Source organism: Mycobacterium sp. E136, assembly GCF_001666865.1.
Classification (GTDB): Bacteria; Actinomycetota; Actinomycetes; order Mycobacteriales; family Mycobacteriaceae; genus Mycobacterium.
This window is the reverse complement of record NZ_LZJE01000177.1, coordinates 1-18,456: the sequence shown is the minus strand read 5'-3', so window position 1 is coordinate 18,456 and position 18,456 is coordinate 1. Positions and strand designations below refer to the sequence as shown.

Sequence of the window (18,456 nt, the reverse complement as noted above, 5' to 3'; positions counted from 1 at the left end):
GAAGCCTATCGGAGGTCGGTCAGTCGTCCTCGTCGTCGATGAGGTGGGCGAACGCCTGCAGGTTCTTCAGCGACTCGCCGCGCGACACCCGCCACTCCCACTCCTTCTGGATCGACGAGCGAAAACCCAACTCCAGCAAGGTGTTGAAGTCGCTGTCGACGGCTTCGAGCACCTGGCCGAGGATCCGGTCGACCTCGTCGGACGTCACCGATTCCAGCGACATCCGGCCGACGAGATAGATGTCGCCGACGTTGTCGAGCGTGTACGCCACGCCGTACAGGCGCCGGTTGCGCTTGAGCAGGAACCGGTAGACGCCCTCGTGGTTCTCGTCGGGTTTGCGGCAGACGAACGCCTCGATCCGCACCGAGTGCTCGCCGATCGACAGGATGGTGTTAGTCTTGAGGCGACGCTCGCCGGGAAGTTCGACGATGATGCCGGGCAACCCGCCGTGTGCGCCTTCGTGGTACGTGCAGACGAGGTCGTTCTCCTTGCACGCCTGCTCGATGACCTTCGCTGCGTCGGTGCTCATCAGGCGCGCACCCCCCGCCGCCTCGCGAATCGCCGGCCGGTGCGGCGTGCGCCGTCGCGCAGCTGATGACGGCCCCGGTAGTCGGCCATCGCGTGCCCGTAACTGGCCAGCAGCGCGTCGACAGTGCGAGCCCACGAGAACGTGGCGGCATGCGCGACGGCTGCGGGCCGAAGGTCATCGGCGCGCTGCAGCAGATCGCCGATCGCGTGCGCCCAGTCGCCGTCGTCGTGCCCGTCGACCAGCGTCCCGGTCACACCGTCGCGCACCGCGACCGGCAGGCCGCCGACCGCGGCGGCCACCACCGGTGTTCCACACGCCTGGGCTTCGATCGCGACCAGGCCGAAGGACTCCGAATAGCTGGGCACGGCCACCAGGTCGGCGGCCCGGTACACGTTCACGAGTTGCTCGCGCGACTGGGGCGGCAGGAACGTCACGCGGTCCGAGATACCCAGATCCGCGGCCAGTCGAACCAGCCCGTCGGGGGCCTGCAGCCCGCTGCCCGACGGGCCGCCCGCCACGAGCACGCGCACGCCCGGCAGTTTGGCGGCGGCGCGCAGCGCGATGTCGGGCGCCTTCAGCGGTTGGATGCGGCCGACGAACGCGACGATCTGCTCGTCGGGGTCGAGTCCCAGCGCGGCGCGCGCGGCGTTACGATCCCCGGGTGTGAAGGTCTCGAGGTCGACGCCCGGATGCACCACATCAATCCTCGCCGGGTCGGCGTGGTGAACCGAAATGAGTTGCTGCGCTTCATGTTCGGTGTTGACGATCAACCGGTCGGCCTCGTCGACCACCTGCTGCTCGCCGACCGCGCGCAGCGGAGGCTCGGGTGAGTCGCCCTCGGCGAGAGCGGCGTTCTTGACCGCGGCCAGCGTATGCGCGGTGTGCACCAGCGGCACCGCCCAGCGGTCGCGGGCCAGCCAGCCGACCTGACCGGACAGCCAGTAGTGCGAATGGACGACGTCGTAGTAGCCGGGTTCGTGGGTGGCCTCGGCCCGCAACACCCCCGCGGTGAACGCGCACAGCTGGGTGGGCAGGTCGTATTTGTCGAGCCCCTCGAACGGCCCGGCAACCACGTTGCGCACCAGCACACCGGGTGCGACCCGCACGATCGGTTGGTCGGCCGACGACGTTGCACGGGTGAAGATCTCCACCTCGACGCCGCGGCGGGCCATCTGCAGAGCACTCTGGAGCACGTAGACGTTCATTCCGCCCGCGTCACCGGTTCCGGGCTGGGCCAGCGGCGACGTGTGCACCGAGAGCACGGCGACGCGCCTCGGGACCGGCAGTCCGGCGGCATCGAAGCGGGGCGGATCCGTCGCTAGGCGCACACAGACATGTCTACACCGTCGGCGGAAGGGGCCCCGTCAGGCCGTTGCTTCGGGCCTGCGCGGCTGGGCGCGCCGCATGGCGCCGATCGGGTCGGCGTACAGCCCGCCGAGCGACACCACGCCGGCGCCGGCCTCCTGCACGCGGTTGCCGAACGCGGTGAGTCGGATCTCGCGGGCGGGCATCACCGAACGCTGCGCGAACGCGGCCTCCACGGCGGCCATGCCCTCCGGGTACTCGGTGAAGGCCTGGCCGCCGACCACCAGATCGTCGGGGTTGAGCATGTCGCGCAGCAGTGCGACCGCCTCCCCCAGCACGCGAGCGCGCTCGGCGAGCAGTTCCTGCGCCGGTCCGTTGCCCTGGCGCGCCGTCTTGAGCAGTGCCTGCATGGTCGAACCCGGACCCTCGACCGCGATGATGCGCGACTTGCGGGCGGCGGTCAGCACCGCCTCGTCGCTGACGGTGGACTCCAATTGTCCGGTGCCACCGAGCAATTCGGAGTGGGCGGGCAGCCCGGCGATGGTGCCGGGGCCGCTGCTCGGTGAGTGCACCCGGCCGCCGATCGACAGCGCGTAGCCGACGGTCTCACGGGCGTAGACGTACAGGCTGGTGCCGGCGGGGGCCAGCAGCGCGTCCGGCCACGACGGCGGCCTGCGCACCCCGAGCAGGAGTTCGGCGCCCGCCATCGCGTCGACGTGCGAGGCGACCGACACCGGCAGTCCGAGCGCTTCGGCGAGCACGGGTCCGACCGGTGCATCCGTCCATCCCAGCCGGGGGTGGTCGAGGTAACCGGTCGCGCTGTCGACGACGCCGCCGGCCGCGATTCCGACCCACAGCGGACGGCGACGATGCCAGCGGCTCAGGTAGCGGCGGGCGCTGGCGGCCAGCGAGGCCAGCGCCGCGGCCTGCGTGCCCCGCGGGGTCGGTGTCTCGACCACGTCGAGGGTGCGGCCGAACAGGTCGGTGGCGACGATGCTGGTGGTCTTCGCGCCGATGTGGATGCCGAGCGTGAGGAACGGCTCGTGGTTCACCTCGACGGGCACTCGCGGCCTGCCGATCGCGCCGGAGACCGCGAGGTCGGCGCGTTCCCGCAGCACGCCGGCCTCGAGCAGCGCGGTGACTTGGCGGTTGACGGTCGCGATGCTCAGGCCGGTGACCTGGGCGATCACGTCACGGGCGATGGGTCCGCGCAGCCGGGCGGCGCTGAACACCGAGGCGGCGGCGGCGTCGGCGACCTTCAGCGACGGCGCGACGATCCGAGTGCGGGCCTGCGGGAACCGCGGCGTCGCGGGCGACAGCGCGCGCTTGGCGTGCGGGCCGCTGCGCACAGGGCTCTTGGCGGGGAGGGTGGTGGTGACGGAAGTGCGCATCTGCTTGTCCTTTGAGGAAAATCGGCCTGGGGGGTCTTCGAGCCACACCCGGCGATTCAGCAGGACAGCGATGTCGTCTACGAAACAGTCAGGCGCGGCGAGGCGTGCGACAACACGCACGCCGCATACAGGCCTGACTGGACAACACGAGGTGAATTTAGCACGCCAACTAAGGTTGGGGAGATGACGACTTTCCAGGCCGACGGTCGTGTCGCGGTGGTCACCGGCGCCAGCGCCGGGATCGGTGAAGCGACCGCGAGAACCCTTGCTGCACAAGGCTTTCACGTCGTCTGCGTGGCCCGTCGGGAAGCCCCCATCAAGGCCCTCGCGGCGGAAATCGGCGGTACCGCGATTGTGGCGGACGTCACATCGCAAGAGGCGGTATCGGCGCTAGCAGCGGCCGTGGACCGGGTCGACGTGCTGGTCAACAACGCCGGCGGGGCCCGCGGTCTCGACCCGGTCGTCGAGGCCGACGTCGAGCACTGGCGTTGGATGTGGGAGTCCAACGTGCTCGGCACGCTGCTGGTGACCCGCGCGCTGCTACCGATGCTGATCGCGTCCGGCGACGGGCTGATCGTGACAGTCACGTCGATCGCGGCGGTGGAGATCTACGACAACGGCGGCGGGTACACCTCCGCCAAGCATGCGCAGGGCGTGCTGCACCGCACGCTGCGCAGCGAGCTGCTCGGAAAACCGGTGCGGCTCACCGAAGTTGCGCCCGGCATGGTGAAGACCGACTTCTCGCTGAACCGGTTCGAAGGTGACGAGGAGCGTGCCGCCAAGGTCTACGAGGGCGTCACTCCACTGCTGGCCGAGGACGTCGCCGAGATCATCGGGTTCGTCGCGAGCCGGCCGTCGCACGTCGACCTCGACCTGATCGTGGTCCGGCCGCGCGATCAGGTCAGCGGGGCCAGCGGATCGCGGTTCAACCGCCGCACCTGAGCTTCGTCGTCTGGTGTGCATCCAGATCGCGATTCGGTGGCCGCTGGGCCGGTTTCCCGATCTGAGCGCACACTAGCGGCCGGGGCGGGGCGGGCGGCCGTTCACCGGCTCCGGTGCGCCGGACGGCGTCGCGGGCGCGGTGCTCGGGATGTCCGGCGCGTTCGCGTCCGACAGCGCCGACATCGCCTTCCACTCGTCCCACGGCACGGCCCAGTCCCAGATGTCGCCGTCGGCGTAGGAGAGCTCGATGCGCGTACCGGTGACCTCGACGGGATCGCCGTACATCGCGGTGTTGAAGTACTGCTGAGCGTCCTCGGTCGACAGGTTGATGCAGCCGTTGGTGACGTTGCTGTTGCCCTGCGCCCCGGAACTGGCCGGGTTGGCGTGGATGAACTCGCCGTTGTTGGAGATCCGCACGGCGTACCGCTCGCGGATGTTGGCGTAGCCGGCCGCCGGATTGGTCATGTAGAAGTCTTCGTACTTCTCGGTCACGACGTGGACGCCGCTGCGGGTGACGTTGCGGTCGACGTCGCCCTCGCCGTAACTGCACGGGAAGTCCATGATCACTGCGCCGGCGCCGTCGAGCACCTGGATGCGGTGCGACGACGCCTCGGCCTTGACCACCTGGCGGCGGCCGATCTCGATGTGCAACGAGATGTCTTGCGCGCCGTACGCGCCGTCGCCGAACGGCACGCCGTAGAGCTTCGCGTCGACGCTGACCTTGGTGCCCGGCGGATAGTACTCACGGGTGCGGTAGTGCACGCGCGATCCGCCGACCTCGTCGGGCAGCCACGCCCAGCTGCCCTCCACCTGCGGATCGGTGGTGACCTTGAGCGCCTTCTCGACCGCGGCTTTGTCGCTGATCGACGCGTCGAATTGGATGATGATCGGCGCCGCCACCCCGACGACCTGGCCGTCGGCGAGCTGGAAGCTGCCGTTCACCTGGGTGCTGGGATCGACGGTCGAGAACGAGCCTTCGACGGGCACCGCTTTGCCGTCGCGGCCGACCGCCGATCCCTTCCACGTGTACTCGACGCCGTAGCCGAGCGGTTCGGTGATCGTGAACTCGGTGCGGTCGCGGTTGAGCGAACCGGCGACGACCTTTCCGTTGGAGTTGGTCAGCGTGACCCGCTGGAACCAGCCGTCGACGACCTGAACCCGAACACGGTCGGTCGGCGCGACGTCGGAGGCGTCGTTGTCGGGCGTGAACTTCAGCGAAGGGGCGTCGGGCGCTTCGTCGGATTGCGCCGCAGGCGAGCCGTCTTTTCTCGACGTGCACGCGGCCAGCACGCCCGGCGCGACGACGCCGACCGCCAGTGCGGCAAGGGCGCGCCGCCGATTGAACCCCGGCGGTTGGGGTTCGGGAGTACTCACGTGAACCGAGCGTACCTACAGCGAGCACCCGACCAGGACCGGCTCGGGTGTGAGGTCGATCCCGAACTTCATTCGGACTCCGTCACGTACCGTCCTGGCCAGCGCGATCACGTCGGCGGTGGTGGCCGCGCCGCGGTTGGTCAGCGCCAGGGCGTGCTTTGTCGACAGCCGGGCGGCGGCGCCGTCGCCCGGATAGCCCTTACCGAAGCCGGCCTGTTCGACCAGCCAGCCCGCCGCGAGCTTGACGCCGTCGAGCGCCGGATAGTTGGGCACCGGCCCGTCGAAGGAGGCGCGCAGCCGGTCGAATTCCGCGGCGGGGACGACGGGGTTGGTGAAGAACGAGCCCACGCTCCAGGTGTCGTGGTCGTCCGCGTCGAGCACCATGCCCTTGCTCGACCGCAGGGCCAGCACCGCGTCGCGAACCTCGAGCGGATCGGCGCGGGTGCCCTGTTCGGCGCCCAGCGCGGTGGCCAGTTCCCGGTAGCGCAGTGGCGCGCTGCGCCCTCCGGGGTCCAATGTGAACTCGACCTCGAGCACGATCGCATCGTGCGCATGTTTGAGGACGCTGGTGCGGTAGCCGAACCCCAGTGCATCGGGCGCAACCCAGCGGTCCTCTCCGGTACGACGGTCCAGCAGCCGCACCCGCCGGATGGTGTCGGCCACCTCGGCGCCGTACGCGCCGACGTTCTGCACCGGCGTGGCGCCCGCGGAGCCGGGGATGCCCGACAGGCATTCGAGGCCGCCGAGGCCGTGCGCCAGCGCGGTGACCACGACGTCGTCCCAGACCGCACCGGACTCGGCGCGCAGCACCTCGCCGTCGACGGTGATCTCGGTGTTGGCGAGATGAATGACCGAAAGGTCGGTCAGCTCGTCGGACAACACGACGTTGGAGCCGCCCGCGAGAACCAGCGCGTCGGTGTCAGGGCCCATCTCGCGAACCACGTCGATGACCTTCTGGGTGGTGTCGCAGCTGATCAGCCGGCGTGCGACGGGTCCAATCCGCAGCGTCGTCAACGGCGCGAGCGGCACCCGCTCCTCGACGGAGGCACCCCCTAGTTGCGAACCGACCACGGGCGGTAACGGTAGCCTGACCAGCTATGCCGCGCTCATTCGACATGGCCGCCGAATACGGGGGCACCGTCGAGCAGGTTCACCGGGCGTTCGGCGACGAGCGCTATTGGCTCGCGCGGCTCACCGATTCCGGCGCCGATATGTACTCGCTGGATTCGATGGTCCTCGACGAGCAGGGCGGCATCGACGTGGTCACCACGCAGACGCTGCGCGCCGATCGGCTGCCGGGTGTGGTGACCCAGTTCCACCGCGGGGACCTGAGCTTCGTGCGTGAGGAGGCGTGGACCCCGGTGCTCGACGGGAAGGCAACCGCGAAGGTCAAGGGGTCGATCCCCGGCGCTCCGGCCAGCCTGACGGGCACCGCGGTGCTGTCGCCTGCGGGCAGCGGTTCGCGGTTGGAGCTCACCGTCGAGGTCGAGGTGCGAGTTCCGTTGGTGGGCGGCAAGATCGAGAACTTCATTGGCGGGCAACTGGTCGACCTGCTGATCGCCGAACAACGCTTCACCACGCAGTGGATCGCCGAGAACGCCTGATACTCGGGGTCATTCGGCGTGGATCGAAGATCGCGGGCCGGCGGGCCCTACACTCGGGCCATGAGCGGGCCCATCGGTCAGCTGACCCGGGGCACCACCGGCTACAACCGGTTGCGCCGCAGTGACCGTTGGCTCGTCCACGCGCCGCGGGTGCGCGCCACGCTGGCCGCCGCCGGGGACCCGCTGGTCATCGATCTCGGATACGGCGCCTTGCCGGTGACGACGCTGGAGCTTGCGGCGCGATTACGGGTGGTGCGCAACGATATTCGCGTCGTCGGGTTGGAGATCGACCCCGCCCGCGTGCAGGCGGCGCAGGCCGCGGGCACGGACGCGATCCGATTCGGCCGCGGCGGTTTCGAGCTGGCCGGCATGCGGCCGGTGCTAGTGCGGGCGTTCAACGTGTTACGCCAGTACCCGGTCGACGCGGTGCACGAGGCGTGGTCGACGATGCAACGCCAGCTCGCGCCGGGTGGACTCATCGTCGACGGCACCTGCGATGAGCTCGGCAGGCGATGCTGCTGGATCCTGCTGGACGCCGACGGCCCGGTGAGCCTGACGCTGGCCTGCGATCCGTTCGCGATCGAGCGGCCGTCCGACCTCGCCGAACGGCTGCCGAAGGCGCTGATCCACCACAACGTCGACGGTCAGCCCGTACACGCGCTGTTGACCGCCGCCGACCGGGCGTGGGCCAGCGTCGCCGGTCATGGTGTATTCGGCCCACGGGTGCGGTGGCGCGCGATGTTGGACCTGTTGCGCGACAACGGCTTCCCGGTGGCTCCGGCGCGCCGCCGCATGCGCGACGGAGTGCTCACCGTGCCGTGGTCCACCGTCGCGCCGGTCTGACCCGGGCTACCGCGCTTCGGCGTTGCCCGCCAACGCCGGAACGCCGTGTTCGATCTCCTCGGCGGTGACGTCGAGCGCGTCGTCGACGTCCTTGGCCAGCTGGATGTCGAGCCCACGCAGATGCGCGGGCCGGGTCATCAGCGACACCACGACGTAGGTGACGATCGAAGCGGCGAACGCGATGAACGTCGGCCAGCCGTCGAAACTCGCTGGAACCAGATCGTTCTGGACATACAGGATCGTGTTGTCGACACCGTAGATCGTCGGGGTCAGCACGAACAGCACCAGCCGGACGAGCAGTCCCACACCCCTCGCGGCCATCGCCGCGGTGGTCGTGCCCCGCCGCCACACCAACCCGAGGATGAACGGGACGACCAGGCACGCGAGCAGCAGATCGAACGCGAGGGTCAGCAGGATGCCCGTCTGCTTGACGTAGATCGCCAGCGCGATCGAGAACACCGTCATCGGAACCATCGCGATGCGGGTGGCGCGCAACAATGGATCGCGCTGACCGGGGACGTGGACACGGCGGATCCCGCCGAGGTTGCGCACGCAGACGTTCGAGATCGCCAGGATCGCCCCGTTGGCGGTGCTCATCGACGCGCCGACGAGCCCACACAACACGATCACGGTCAGCACCGTCGGGGCGTACTCGCCGAGCAACACGAAAAGCACTGGGCCGTCGAGATCTTCGGGCAGGAACGTTTTGGCGGCCAACACCACCAGACCGAACGGCACGCAGATCGCGACCGTACCCGTCGCCGCGACGAAACACGCACGGCGCGCGCTCGCCGGTGACTTCGCGGCGAACACCCGCTGCATGAAGTCGATCGCGACGATGTCGCCGATGCCGAGGGCGATCAGCGTTGCCCAGTTGATCACCGCACCCTGCGCCGGGTCCGACAACTGTCCGAGGGCCAACGGGCCTGTGCCCTCGGCGATCTCGAAGGTGTGCGTCGAGGCCATCCACACCAGCATGCCGACGGCGCCGATCAGGATCAGCGACATCTGGATGATCGCGGTGTAGGCGTCGGCGATCAGCCCGCCGGTACCGGTGTAGGCCACCGCGATTCCGGCGATCAGCACGACGCCCAGCCAGTACGGCATGCCGAGGAAGTAGTTGAACAGGAAGCCACCCGCGACCAGGTTGCCCGCCACCAACATGCAGAACCCGACGGCCAGCAACGCGGACGCGCCGACCTCGACCGACCGGCCGAATCTGAGCCGGTAGTAGTCGGGAAACGACGTCAACCCCATGCGGTTCATCGGTTTGGCGAAGAACACACCGGTGATGGTCAGGCACAGGGCCAGCCCGAGCGGCAGGCTCGCACCGGCCCAGAAGCCGAACTCGTAGGCCAGGTCGGTGTTGCCGAGCGTGGCGTTGGTGTCGACGGCCGAACCCATCAACGCCCCGCCGATCAGCCAGTAGGGCAACATGCGGCCGCCGACAAGGAAGTTCGCGCTGTCACCCTCGATGCGTTTGGACACGTAGAAACCGACGGCGACGACGACCACGATGCTGACGGCCACACCGAGAAGAATCATGTGGAGCTCCTATGCGCGATGGAGTCTCCCGGGCTTTTGTCCCGCCGTGGAACGTCCGCTGCGCCGCGGCCGCCTGCGTCTCTCGGACCAGCCCGCACACCGTGTGCGCGGCGGAACCCTAGACGCGCCTCACAGGTCAACGTGAGTCGCCGACAAGCGAAACCCCCGGCTGTTACGTCCGACCGCGCGCCTCGTTACGGCTTTGTTGCGATTCGGGTGGCGCATCGCGGCGGGTCGGAAAAGAATGAGCGGCAGGAGCCCATCGGCTTCCCGGACGAGGTGTGCCGTACCCGGTCAGCGACAAGACGGCGCGTGAGGAGCACCTTATGACCGACGAGAATAAGCCCCTCAACGCCGAAGGCGCCTGGGCGCAACAGGCCGAGGCCCGGCTCTCCGACCGTCGCGAACGCGAGGAGATCGAACGCAGCCTGACCTTCGGCCTCGAGGCCGCCCCGACCATCAACGACCGCCGTATCTCGACGTTCGTGCGCGGCGAGTTGCCGCACTTCGCCGGCGAGCGTGGCACCTTCCTCAAGTGTCCGTTCGTCGAGGACGTGAACCAGGTCGACGACGCCGAGGTCGCGATCTTCGGCGTTCCCCTCGACGCCGGCGCCACCTACCGTCCGGGCACCCGCTTCGGCCCGCAGGGAATTCGACGCTCCACCAACCTCTTCGGCACCTACAACTACGAGTCGGGTGTCGACCTTCGCGAACAGCTCAACATGGTCGACATCGGCGACGTGTTCACGATCCCCGGGAATCTGGAGAAATCCTTCGACCAGATCAGCCAGGCCATGGCGCACGTGGTGAGCAAGGGCGTCATGCCGGTCGTGCTGGGCGGCGACCATTCCATCGGCTTCCCCACCATCCGCGGAATGGCCCCGTATCTGGACGGCAACGTCGGGATCATCCACTTCGACCGCCACGTCGACACGCAGGAGACCGACCTCGACGAGCGCATGCGCACCACGCCGTGGTTCCACGCGACCAACATCAAGAACGCGCCGGCCACCAACCTCGTGCAGATCGGCATCGGCGGGTGGCAGGCCCCACGCGCCGGCGTGAAGGTCGGGCGCGAACGTCAGTCGACCGTGATCACCGTCGGCGACGTCGAACGGGTCGGCATCGAGAAGATCGCGGAGATGGCGCTCGAGGTCGCGTGGAAGGACGCCAAGGCGGTGTACCTGTCCTTCGACATCGATGTGATCGACGCCGGATTCGTCCCGGGCACGGGTTGGCCGGAGCCCGGCGGCCTGTTGCCGCGCGAGGCGCTGAACCTGGTCAAGATGGTCTCCGAACCGGGCCTGGCCGGCATCGAGGTTGTCGAGTGTTCGCCGCCGTACGACTGGGCCGAGCAGACCGCGCTGATGAGCTCGCGGGTGATCCTCGACAGCCTCGCCGCACAGGTGCGGTCCGGGAAGCTGGGCAACAAGGCGGCGGCGCTGCCCCGGCCGGCCTGGGGCCCGTAGCGGCCGACGCGAGACGCGATTTGTGTGCGTTGTAGAGCGCTGAGCGCAACAGAACGCACACAAATCGCGGCGAAAGTAGTCTGGGCCGTATGCGGATTGCCCTCGCGCAGATCCTCAGCGGGACCGACCCGTCGGCGAACCTCGGGCTGGTCGAGGACTACACCCGCCGCGCCGCCGGCGCAGGCGCGCGGATGGTGTTGTTCCCCGAGGCCACGATGTGCCGGTTCGGGGTGCCGCTCGCGCCGGTCGCCGAACCGCTCGACGGGCCGTGGGCCTCGGGCGTGCGGGCCATCGCCGAGCGCGCGGGCATCGTCGTCGTCGCCGGCATGTTCGTACCGTCGGGCGACGGACGCGTGGTCAACACGCTGATCGCCGCCGGCGCCGGTGTCGACGCGCACTACGAGAAGATCCACCTCTACGACGCATTCGGGTTCACGGAGTCCAAGACCGTGGCGCCGGGACACGAACCCGTGCTGATCGACGTCGACGGTGGCTCGGGACCAGTGTCTGTCGGCCTGACGCTGTGCTACGACGTGCGCTTTCCCGAGTTGTACGTCGAGTTGGCCGAACGCGGGGCCGAGTTGATCACCGTGCACGCGTCGTGGGGCAGCGGGCCGGGCAAGCTCGACCAGTGGACGCTGCTGGCGCGGGCCCGCGCCATCGACACGACAGGCTTCGTCGCCGCGGTCGACCAGGGCTGCCCCGACCCCGACATCGCGGCGCTGGGCCCGACCGGTGTGGGAGGCAGCCTGGTGGCGTCCCCGACCGGCGAGGTGCTGGCCAGCGCGGGCGACGACCCGCAGTTGCTGGTGACCGACATCGACCTGAATGCCGGGCGCAAGGCACGCGAGACAATCGCGGTGCTGCGCAACCGCGCGGACTTTGCTCGCCGCGGTAAGGCAGAATCGCGGTCGTGACCGACCCATGGGCCCGCCCGAACCAGCCGTCGACGCAACAGGGCCAGGTCCCCCCGACTCAGCCCGCCCAGGTGCCCACACCGGACCACGGCCAGGCTCCCCCGGCTGACCAGGGGCTCCCCCCGCAGGGGCCACCACCTGGGCAGACCCCGCCGCCCGGGCCCCAGGGACCGCAGGGGCCCAAGGAGCCACCGCGCTCCGAATCCAAGCTCAGGGGCCTGCTGCGTGATCCGCTGTCGATCGTGCTGGTGGTCGTCATCGTGGTGGCGCTGGTGCTGGCCGGTTTGCTGGCCGGAGAACTGTATGCCCGCCACCGCGCGAACACGGTGGTCGCCGGTGTCACGTCATGCGTCGTCGAAGACGAGGCGAGCGCATCGTTCGGCGTCATGCCGCCGTTCCTGATCCAGCACATGACCGGCCACTACACGAACATTCACATCGAGACGGCCGGGAACCAGATCCGCGACGCCAAGGGCATGAAGGTCGAGCTGTCCATCCAAGACGTCCGCCTCGAGGACACGCCCACCTCGGGCGGCACGGTCGGCTCCCTCGTCGCGGACATCGACTGGTCCTCCGACGGCATCCGTCGGACCATCTCCGACTCCATCCCGATCATCGGCGCGTTCGTCACCGGCGTCTCGACCAACCCGTCCGACGGCACGATCGAACTGGAGGGCGCGCTGGGCGGCATCAAGGCGCGGCCGACGGTCGCCGACGGCGGCATCTCGTTGGAGGTGATCTCGCTGACCGGGCTCGGCTTCACGCTGCCGCGTGAGACCGTGCAACCGGCGCTGGACGCGTTCACCTCCGAGCTGACGAAGAACTACCCGATGGGCATCAAGGCCGACTCGGTGAAGGTCACCGACGAGGGTGTCGAGAGCCGGTTCTCGACGCGTAACGCCGACATTCCGAAGGGCCAGCAGGACCCCTGCTTCGCGGCACTGTGACCGTCACTCGCTGACGCCGCCCCACCGGAAACTGTTGACGTACTTGCCCATATCCATCGCCAGTTGCAGGTTGGCGCCGGAGGGATGGCCGGTACCGAAGTCAGGGCTGAACGCACGGTACGGGCCGATCGCCGATGCCACCAGCGCGTAGTCGTTCTTGACGGCGACCATCACGATCAGCCGGAGCCGGGTGAAGCTGCCGCTGGCGTCCTGTGGATAGTCGTCGGCGACGACGCCGTAGCCGGGCTCGTAGCCGACCATCGCGTTGGGAATCTCGTATTCCGTTGTGGCGTCGGGGTAGTACTCGTCGATCAGGTCCTCGGCGATCTGCTTGGCCGTCCGGTTGTCGGCTGGCAGGCCGAACAACTCGAGCGTGCCGGTGTCCCCGCCGGTGAACTCCAGCTCGACGCCGTCGGGGTTCAGCGTCGCCTCATACGCGCTGCCCGGGCCCGGGTACTGCACGGAGAACGCGCCGTCGGCGGCGTAGAAGCGTGGATTCGACTCGATGGGTTCGCCGATCGGTGGCCGTCCGCAGTCCGGTGGGCACACGATCTTCGGTATGTCCGGTGTGCTCAGCACGGCCGCCACGACACCGGCCGCGGCCACGATGACGGCGCCGACGCCGAGCGTGGCCAACACCCGGGCGCGCCCGTCTCGGCCCGTCCGCGGTTCCGCTGCTCCCCCCGCCGAATCCTGTACGACGCGCAGCGCAGCCATTGCCACCGCCGCGACGGCGGCGTGCACGGCCAGCTGTACGACATGCGGGACGGGGGCGTACTCGGCGACGCCGGTGATCGCGTAAAGCAGCAGTGTCACAACCACACTCGCCGCGACTGCTCGACGTCTGCCCGCCCACAGCGCGATCCCGACGAGCCCGCCGAGCGCGAGCGCCGTCAGCGGCAGGATGAGGCCCTGGATGCCTGCCTGCACCATGAGCGCGCTGACCCAGAGGTCTTCGGCCCTGACGCCCGTCACGAACTGCGGGGCCAGCCTCACCAGGGTCGCCGCGGTCGTGAAAACGACGGCGCTCAACGCACCGATCGCATAGCCGTCCAGCGCGGTGTGGGCCGCCGGCCGCCGTATACGCAGCAGTGTCGGTGGAATCAGCATCAGCAGTGCGCCGCCGACCGGTATCACGGTGCCGATCAACAACTTCTCGCGGTCGAACTCGCCACCGCTGAGAGCAACGTCGTGTGCCTCGGCGACGATTCTGCCAGTGGCCAACGCCCACCCGAAACCGAGGAGCGCGGCGAGCAGGGCGGCCCTCACCAACGGCCGAGCACCGCCGGTGCCCGCCTGGCGGGGATAGAACGCGAACACCAATGTCACGCCGACCGAGGCGAGCGCGATCAGCGGCGCCTGCCACCGCAGCGCCGCCAGGACGACGAGCAGCGCGGTATACCCCACGAGCGCCAGCCCGAGCGTCGTTTGCGACGAGGCCGTAAGGTTCGGGAAAAGGATGCCCGTCAACGGGTTTCGCCACCGATACCGGCGACGTGGTGGCGCTTCGGTCAACGCGCCGACTTCTGAAGGTCGAGAAGGTTGCGGGCGAGGTTCTCGGTGTTCGGAGTACCGAGGCCCGTCACCAGGTCGTAGCCCGGCATCGCCAGGTCGACGGCGTTGCCACCCTTGCCCACATCGCGGAAGCCGGGCAGTCGCGACCCCGAAGCCATCTGGTACAGCAGGGGATTCAGGTTGCCCACCGGCCGTCCGCCGTTGGCCACCAGGTACTGGTTCATCAGTACCGTGAGCGCCGCCCAGATCGGGGCCGACTGCGACGTGCCGCCACCGACCACCTCGCGTTGGCCGAAGATGAACCGCACACCGGTGAACGGATCGGCGACCGCGGCGACGTCGGGAAGCAGACGGCGGCCCTCGGTGTCGCGCTCGACACTCAGGTTCCGCTGCCACGCCGGCCGCTCGAACAGTTTCGACACCCCACCGCTACTGCCCTGCGACAGCGGGGAATCCACCCATGCGTGCTCGCCCAACCACTGCCCGCGCGTGCCCGTCGACAGCGTGGTGCCGCCGACGGACGTCATCGTCGGCAGCGAGGCGACCGCGTCGACACCGATGTCATCCGGCCCAGGCGGGGCCGACCATCGTTCGCCGCCTTTGCATTCCAGACCGGCAGTGTCTCCGCTGGCGTCGAACGCCGTCGTACCGCGCCGCTGCGCGGCCATCAGTGCGGCTTCGACCGGCGCCAGATCGGCTGCGGTGGCGAACGCCTCGCATCCCCACCCGATCGACAGGCTCCACACCGCCCCCGGGTAGTCGCGATCGACCTGCTCGAACAGCTTCCCGAGCTTTTCGTACGTGCCGTCGCCCTCCACGGTCGGCCTGGCGTTGACCACGACGAGTCGGGCATCGGGCGCAATCGCATGCGCCACTTGCAGATCCATCGCCGTCTCACCGTGCACTTCGGACGGCTTGCCGCCGACGATCTCCGGGGTGAACCGCGGTAGACCCGACGTGTCGGCGAACAGGTCGAGGTCCGCTTGCTCGACGCTGTCGAACGCGAAGATGACGATTGTCGCGCCCTTACCGGTGAAGCCGGCGTCGGACAATGGATTTGCGTTGTACGCCGACAGCAGCCCGTCGGGTGCCAGCCCGCCCTTGGGCACGTCGAGCGGAACGACGTCGGGCCTCTTCATGCGGTACGGGGTGTAGCTCATGATCCGGCCGACGGCGGTGACGTCGTCACGCAGTTGCGGCGGTATCGACGGTTGCTCCGCCGATGCGTAGAACTCTTCACCCTTCGGGGACCGGTAGTCGCGCACTGGAACCGAGAATGCGCGCGCGAGATCCCCTGCGCCGCCCTCGACGATCGCCCATCCGTCACCCGGCCGCCAGCGCACCCACAAATTGCGCGCGTCGGCCCAGCCCATCAGGGCAGCGGGACGATCGGGACCATCGAGCGTGACTGTGACTTGGGCGTCCGCCGAACGTGACGGCCCCAAATCGGTCGAGCTCGAAAGCAGGGCCGCGTACGGCCCGGGAATCACCGCCGGGGTGCGCGATGCACACGCACCCGTCGCTGCGATCAGCAGCGCGGCGGTGACTAGGGCCGGGGCCCGGCCTTTACTGGCCGTGAGGACCGCGGTGTCGACCGGGCGTCGGTCCCGGAGCCGGCGGCGCATGGACCGTCGGCGAGAACGGGTTCGGCTCATCGGGATTGATGCGCGGCGCCTTCTCCGTCGGAGTGGCGGGAGGCGGCGCTGTTGTGGTTGTGGTGGTCGTCGTCGTTGTGGTCGACGTCTCCGGCGCCTTCTCTTCTTCCTTGGCGCAGCCGGCGGTGAAGACGCCCGTAGCGAGCACCGCAGTGAGTCCTGCCCCAGCGAGTGTTCGACGAAGCAAACCAGTGTGGGTCATCATGATCAGATCCTATCCACGGTTTCCCGTGCGCAGATGCGTATGGTTTTACCTGTCGGGGGCGTCCGCAATCATACGGCAAATTTCGGCAAACCGCGTAAATTACTGTCCGCGGTCGAATTTCGGCCAGCCGTCCAGCACCGCCCTGGTCCCCGACAGCCCCAAGCGCGTGGCGCCGGCGTCCAGCATCGCGATCGCATCTGTCGCGGTTCGGATCCCGCCACTGGCCTTGACCTGCGGTCCGACCGTCGCCATCAATTCCACGGCACGCACCGAAGCACCGCCCGCGGGGTGAAATCCCGTGGAGGTCTTGACGAAATCGGCGCCGGCATCCGCGGCGGCCTGGCATGCCGCCAGCAACGTCTGCTCGTCCCCCAGTTGCAGTAACGCGGCCGATTCGACAATCACTTTGAGGGTCATGCTGGCGCCGATCGCGGCACGCACCGCCTCGACGTCGGCCCGCACCGCGGCGAAGTCACCGTGGAATGCGGCGCCCACATCGATCACCATGTCGATCTCGCCGGCGCCGTCTTCGACTGCGCGACGGGCCTCCTCGGCCTTGATGGCCGAAAGGTGTTTACCGGACGGGAATCCGACCACCGCGCACACCAATTGCGACGCCGAACCGGACCGCTTGGCGATCGAGACCATCGACGGCGATACGCAGACGGCGTAGACCCCGAGCGCCGTGGCCTCCGCAGCGAGCGCGGCGATGTCGTCTTCGGTCGCTTCGGGTTTGAGCAGTGTGTGGTCGACCAGTCGGGCGACCTCGTCGCGTCGATATCCGCCTGCCATCAGAACGGTTCTTCGGTCCCGCCGGGGTTGCAGCCGGTTTCGACCATCTGGTCGTAGGGGACCTCGGGGCGCCACGGCTCCAGGTTCCAGCTGGTCTTGCCGGGCTGGTAGTGCTCGGCGAATTCCCAGTGGCAGATGAATTGCGGCTTCATTCCCGGGATGTCCGCATCGGGCGAAAGCGCCAGCACCTCGGCCCACGCCTGTTCGCCCGCAGCGGAAGTCGCCAATCCGGAGGCTTGGCGGCCCGCCGGTGTCGGATACACCCGTAGAGAGGACAGGTCGCCCCATTTGGCCCACTCGACGTGGTCGACGAACGGCGGGGCGGGAAGCGTCGGATTCGCGGGGCCGGCCGAAACCGCCGGGGCCGTCAGCGCAGGCGCGAACACGCCAGCCGCCAGGACGGCGACCGCTAGAAAACGTCGCACTACCGGGACTTCCCCTGGACCTCGAGCAGCTTGGGACGGACGTCGACCAGATAGACGCCGGACGCGACCGCGGCGATGGCGGGGCCCATGACGGAACCGAGGACGAGCGCGAGCAACCCGGCGACGCCGAGGATCACCAGCCAGACCGGCTTGGTCAGCTTGTCTGCGGCCGGGTAGGCGTCCTGCCGCTGCATCGCCGCGTGGACGAACGCGTAGACCGTCGTGACGAGCACGGCGATCTGCAAGAAGAAGAGGACGTAACCCACCAAGCCTTGGAGCTGCACGCATCAAGACTAAGCGGGTTACGTCCCCTCGGTCGACTTTGGGCCATCAGACCCGCTGTCGAGTCTTACTTCTGGGTGACCTTCTTGGCCGCCGCCTTCTTGGCCGGGGCCTTCTTGGCCGGGGCCTTCTTGGCCGGAGCCTTGGCCGGGGCCTTCTTGGCGGTGTTCTTCACCGGCGCGGCGCCCTTCTCGGCCTTCTTCGGCAGCTCGACGCCCACCAGCTTGGCGGCGCGCTCACCGACGGCACGGGTCTGCGCGGCCACGTTGCCCAGGGCTTCCTGGGTCAGCTCGACGGCCTGGTCGGTGTACCCCTCGACGCGGCCGGCGGCCTCGCTGATGCCCGGCTGGCTGCGCAGCCGCTCGAGAGCGGCCTCGCCGCGCTCGACGAGCTTGTTGTAGGTGGTCTGCGCGGCCTCGGCGTAGGTCTCGGCGAACTTGCGCAGCTCGTCGGAGCTCAGCCGCTCGCGGAGCTCGCCGAACTGCGTCGGCAGGTCCTCCTGGAGCCGGTCGATGCGCGCACGGGTCTCCTCGACGCGGCTGCGCGAGTCGGTGCGGGCGTCATCCGCGCGCTCACGAAGGGTCGCGACGATCTCGTTGACCCGCTCGAGGGCGAGGTCCGCCACGCCGACGGCGGCAAGCAGCGGCGCCTTCAGGTCGTCAACGGTGGGCTGGTTCTTGGCGGGGGTGTTCTTGGCCATGGTGTTCCTTTCTCAA

18 protein-coding genes and 2 riboswitches are annotated in these 18,456 nt (G+C 68.9%); of the genes, 6 read left to right on the top strand and 12 right to left on the bottom strand.

Going from position 1 to position 18,456, the window contains the following annotated elements; genetic code table 11:
• Positions 1–19: 19 nt before the first annotated feature.
• From A5698_RS11860 to A5698_RS11850, 3 genes are read right to left on the bottom strand one after another with little or no spacing between them, the layout of a single operon-like run.
• Positions 20–529, bottom strand: coding sequence for a type III secretion system chaperone family protein (locus tag A5698_RS11860; protein ID WP_067088521.1), 510 nt, complete (start codon positions 527–529; stop codon positions 20–22).
• Positions 529–1,857, bottom strand: coding sequence for a D-inositol-3-phosphate glycosyltransferase (mshA, locus tag A5698_RS11855; RefSeq protein WP_068296772.1), 1,329 nt, complete (start codon positions 1,855–1,857; stop codon positions 529–531). Before mshA ends, A5698_RS11860 begins: the two co-directional genes overlap by 1 nt.
• Before the next feature lie 36 nt (positions 1,858–1,893).
• Positions 1,894–3,225, bottom strand: a complete 1,332-nt coding sequence (locus A5698_RS11850; protein WP_068296770.1) for an ROK family protein — start codon at positions 3,223–3,225, stop codon at positions 1,894–1,896.
• Positions 3,226–3,408: 183 nt separating this feature from the next.
• Here A5698_RS11850 and A5698_RS11845 point away from each other — a divergent pair, with 183 nt between their 5' ends.
• The gene (locus A5698_RS11845) at positions 3,409–4,167 is read left to right on the top strand and encodes an SDR family oxidoreductase (protein ID WP_068296767.1); all 759 of its coding nucleotides are present in this window, start codon (positions 3,409–3,411) and stop codon (positions 4,165–4,167) included.
• Positions 4,168–4,239: 72 nt separating this feature from the next.
• Here A5698_RS11845 and A5698_RS11840 read toward each other — a convergent pair whose 3' ends face one another.
• Positions 4,240–5,541: a L,D-transpeptidase gene (locus A5698_RS11840; RefSeq protein ID WP_068296764.1), complete on the bottom strand. Its 1,302-nt coding sequence runs from the start codon at positions 5,539–5,541 to the stop codon at positions 4,240–4,242.
• A gap of 15 nt (positions 5,542–5,556) precedes the next feature.
• Positions 5,557–6,612 carry a UDP-N-acetylmuramate dehydrogenase gene (locus A5698_RS11835; protein ID WP_068296761.1) on the bottom strand — a complete coding sequence of 352 codons (1,056 nt, stop codon included), beginning with the start codon at positions 6,610–6,612 and terminating at the stop codon, positions 5,557–5,559.
• A 26-nt stretch (positions 6,613–6,638) separates the two neighbouring features.
• Between A5698_RS11835 and A5698_RS11830 the strand changes: the two genes are divergently transcribed.
• Positions 6,639–7,145, top strand: a complete 507-nt coding sequence (locus A5698_RS11830; protein WP_068296758.1) for a DUF2505 domain-containing protein — start codon at positions 6,639–6,641, stop codon at positions 7,143–7,145.
• A 60-nt stretch (positions 7,146–7,205) separates the two neighbouring features.
• Entirely contained in the window at positions 7,206–7,988 is a 783-nt protein-coding gene (locus A5698_RS11825) for a methylase (protein WP_067088535.1), read from the top strand.
• A gap of 6 nt (positions 7,989–7,994) precedes the next feature.
• Here A5698_RS11825 and A5698_RS11820 read toward each other — a convergent pair whose 3' ends face one another.
• A complete protein-coding gene (locus A5698_RS11820; RefSeq protein WP_068296754.1) occupies positions 7,995–9,533 on the bottom strand; it encodes a high affinity choline transporter 1 in 1,539 nt (512 codons plus the stop codon).
• A 23-nt stretch (positions 9,534–9,556) separates the two neighbouring features.
• A riboswitch (guanidine-I (ykkC/yxkD leader) is annotated at positions 9,557–9,666 on the bottom strand.
• A 118-nt stretch (positions 9,667–9,784) separates the two neighbouring features.
• A riboswitch (guanidine-III (ykkC-III) riboswitch) is annotated at positions 9,785–9,848 on the top strand.
• A gap of 11 nt (positions 9,849–9,859) precedes the next feature.
• On the opposite strand from A5698_RS11820, the gene A5698_RS11815 reads away from it, so the two are divergent.
• The 3 genes from A5698_RS11815 (at position 9,860) to A5698_RS11805 (ending at position 12,866) form a co-directional block, all read left to right on the top strand.
• Positions 9,860–11,002, top strand: a complete 1,143-nt coding sequence (locus tag A5698_RS11815; protein WP_068296805.1) for an agmatinase family protein — start codon at positions 9,860–9,862, stop codon at positions 11,000–11,002.
• 89 nt (positions 11,003–11,091) lie between these two features.
• Positions 11,092–11,919: a carbon-nitrogen hydrolase family protein gene (locus A5698_RS11810; RefSeq protein ID WP_068296751.1), complete on the top strand. Its 828-nt coding sequence runs from the start codon at positions 11,092–11,094 to the stop codon at positions 11,917–11,919.
• Positions 11,916–12,866: an LmeA family phospholipid-binding protein gene (locus A5698_RS11805; protein WP_084792410.1), complete on the top strand. Its 951-nt coding sequence runs from the start codon at positions 11,916–11,918 to the stop codon at positions 12,864–12,866. Before A5698_RS11810 ends, A5698_RS11805 begins: the two co-directional genes overlap by 4 nt.
• Positions 12,867–12,869: 3 nt before the next feature.
• Here the strand turns inward: A5698_RS11805 and A5698_RS11800 are convergent, their stop codons facing one another.
• From A5698_RS11800 to A5698_RS29970, 6 genes are all read right to left on the bottom strand, one after another.
• Positions 12,870–14,273, bottom strand: a complete 1,404-nt coding sequence (locus A5698_RS11800; RefSeq protein ID WP_231967387.1) for a zinc ribbon domain-containing protein — start codon at positions 14,271–14,273, stop codon at positions 12,870–12,872.
• A 104-nt stretch (positions 14,274–14,377) separates the two neighbouring features.
• Complete coding sequence (locus tag A5698_RS11795; protein ID WP_231967386.1) at positions 14,378–16,006, bottom strand: S53 family peptidase; 1,629 nt, start codon at positions 16,004–16,006, stop codon at positions 14,378–14,380.
• A gap of 334 nt (positions 16,007–16,340) precedes the next feature.
• Positions 16,341–17,033, bottom strand: a complete 693-nt coding sequence (gene deoC / locus A5698_RS11790) for a deoxyribose-phosphate aldolase (protein ID WP_068296745.1) — start codon at positions 17,031–17,033, stop codon at positions 16,341–16,343.
• Positions 17,033–17,458, bottom strand: a complete 426-nt coding sequence (locus tag A5698_RS11785) for a DUF2599 domain-containing protein (protein WP_067088546.1) — start codon at positions 17,456–17,458, stop codon at positions 17,033–17,035. Before A5698_RS11785 ends, deoC begins: the two co-directional genes overlap by 1 nt.
• The gene (locus tag A5698_RS11780; RefSeq protein WP_067088547.1) at positions 17,458–17,742 is read right to left on the bottom strand and encodes a DUF2516 family protein; all 285 of its coding nucleotides are present in this window, start codon (positions 17,740–17,742) and stop codon (positions 17,458–17,460) included. The genes A5698_RS11785 and A5698_RS11780 overlap by 1 nt, the downstream gene beginning before the upstream one ends.
• A gap of 65 nt (positions 17,743–17,807) precedes the next feature.
• A complete protein-coding gene (locus A5698_RS29970; RefSeq protein ID WP_068296741.1) occupies positions 17,808–18,440 on the bottom strand; it encodes a heparin-binding hemagglutinin in 633 nt (210 codons plus the stop codon).
• Between the last annotated feature and the right edge of the window lie 16 nt (positions 18,441–18,456).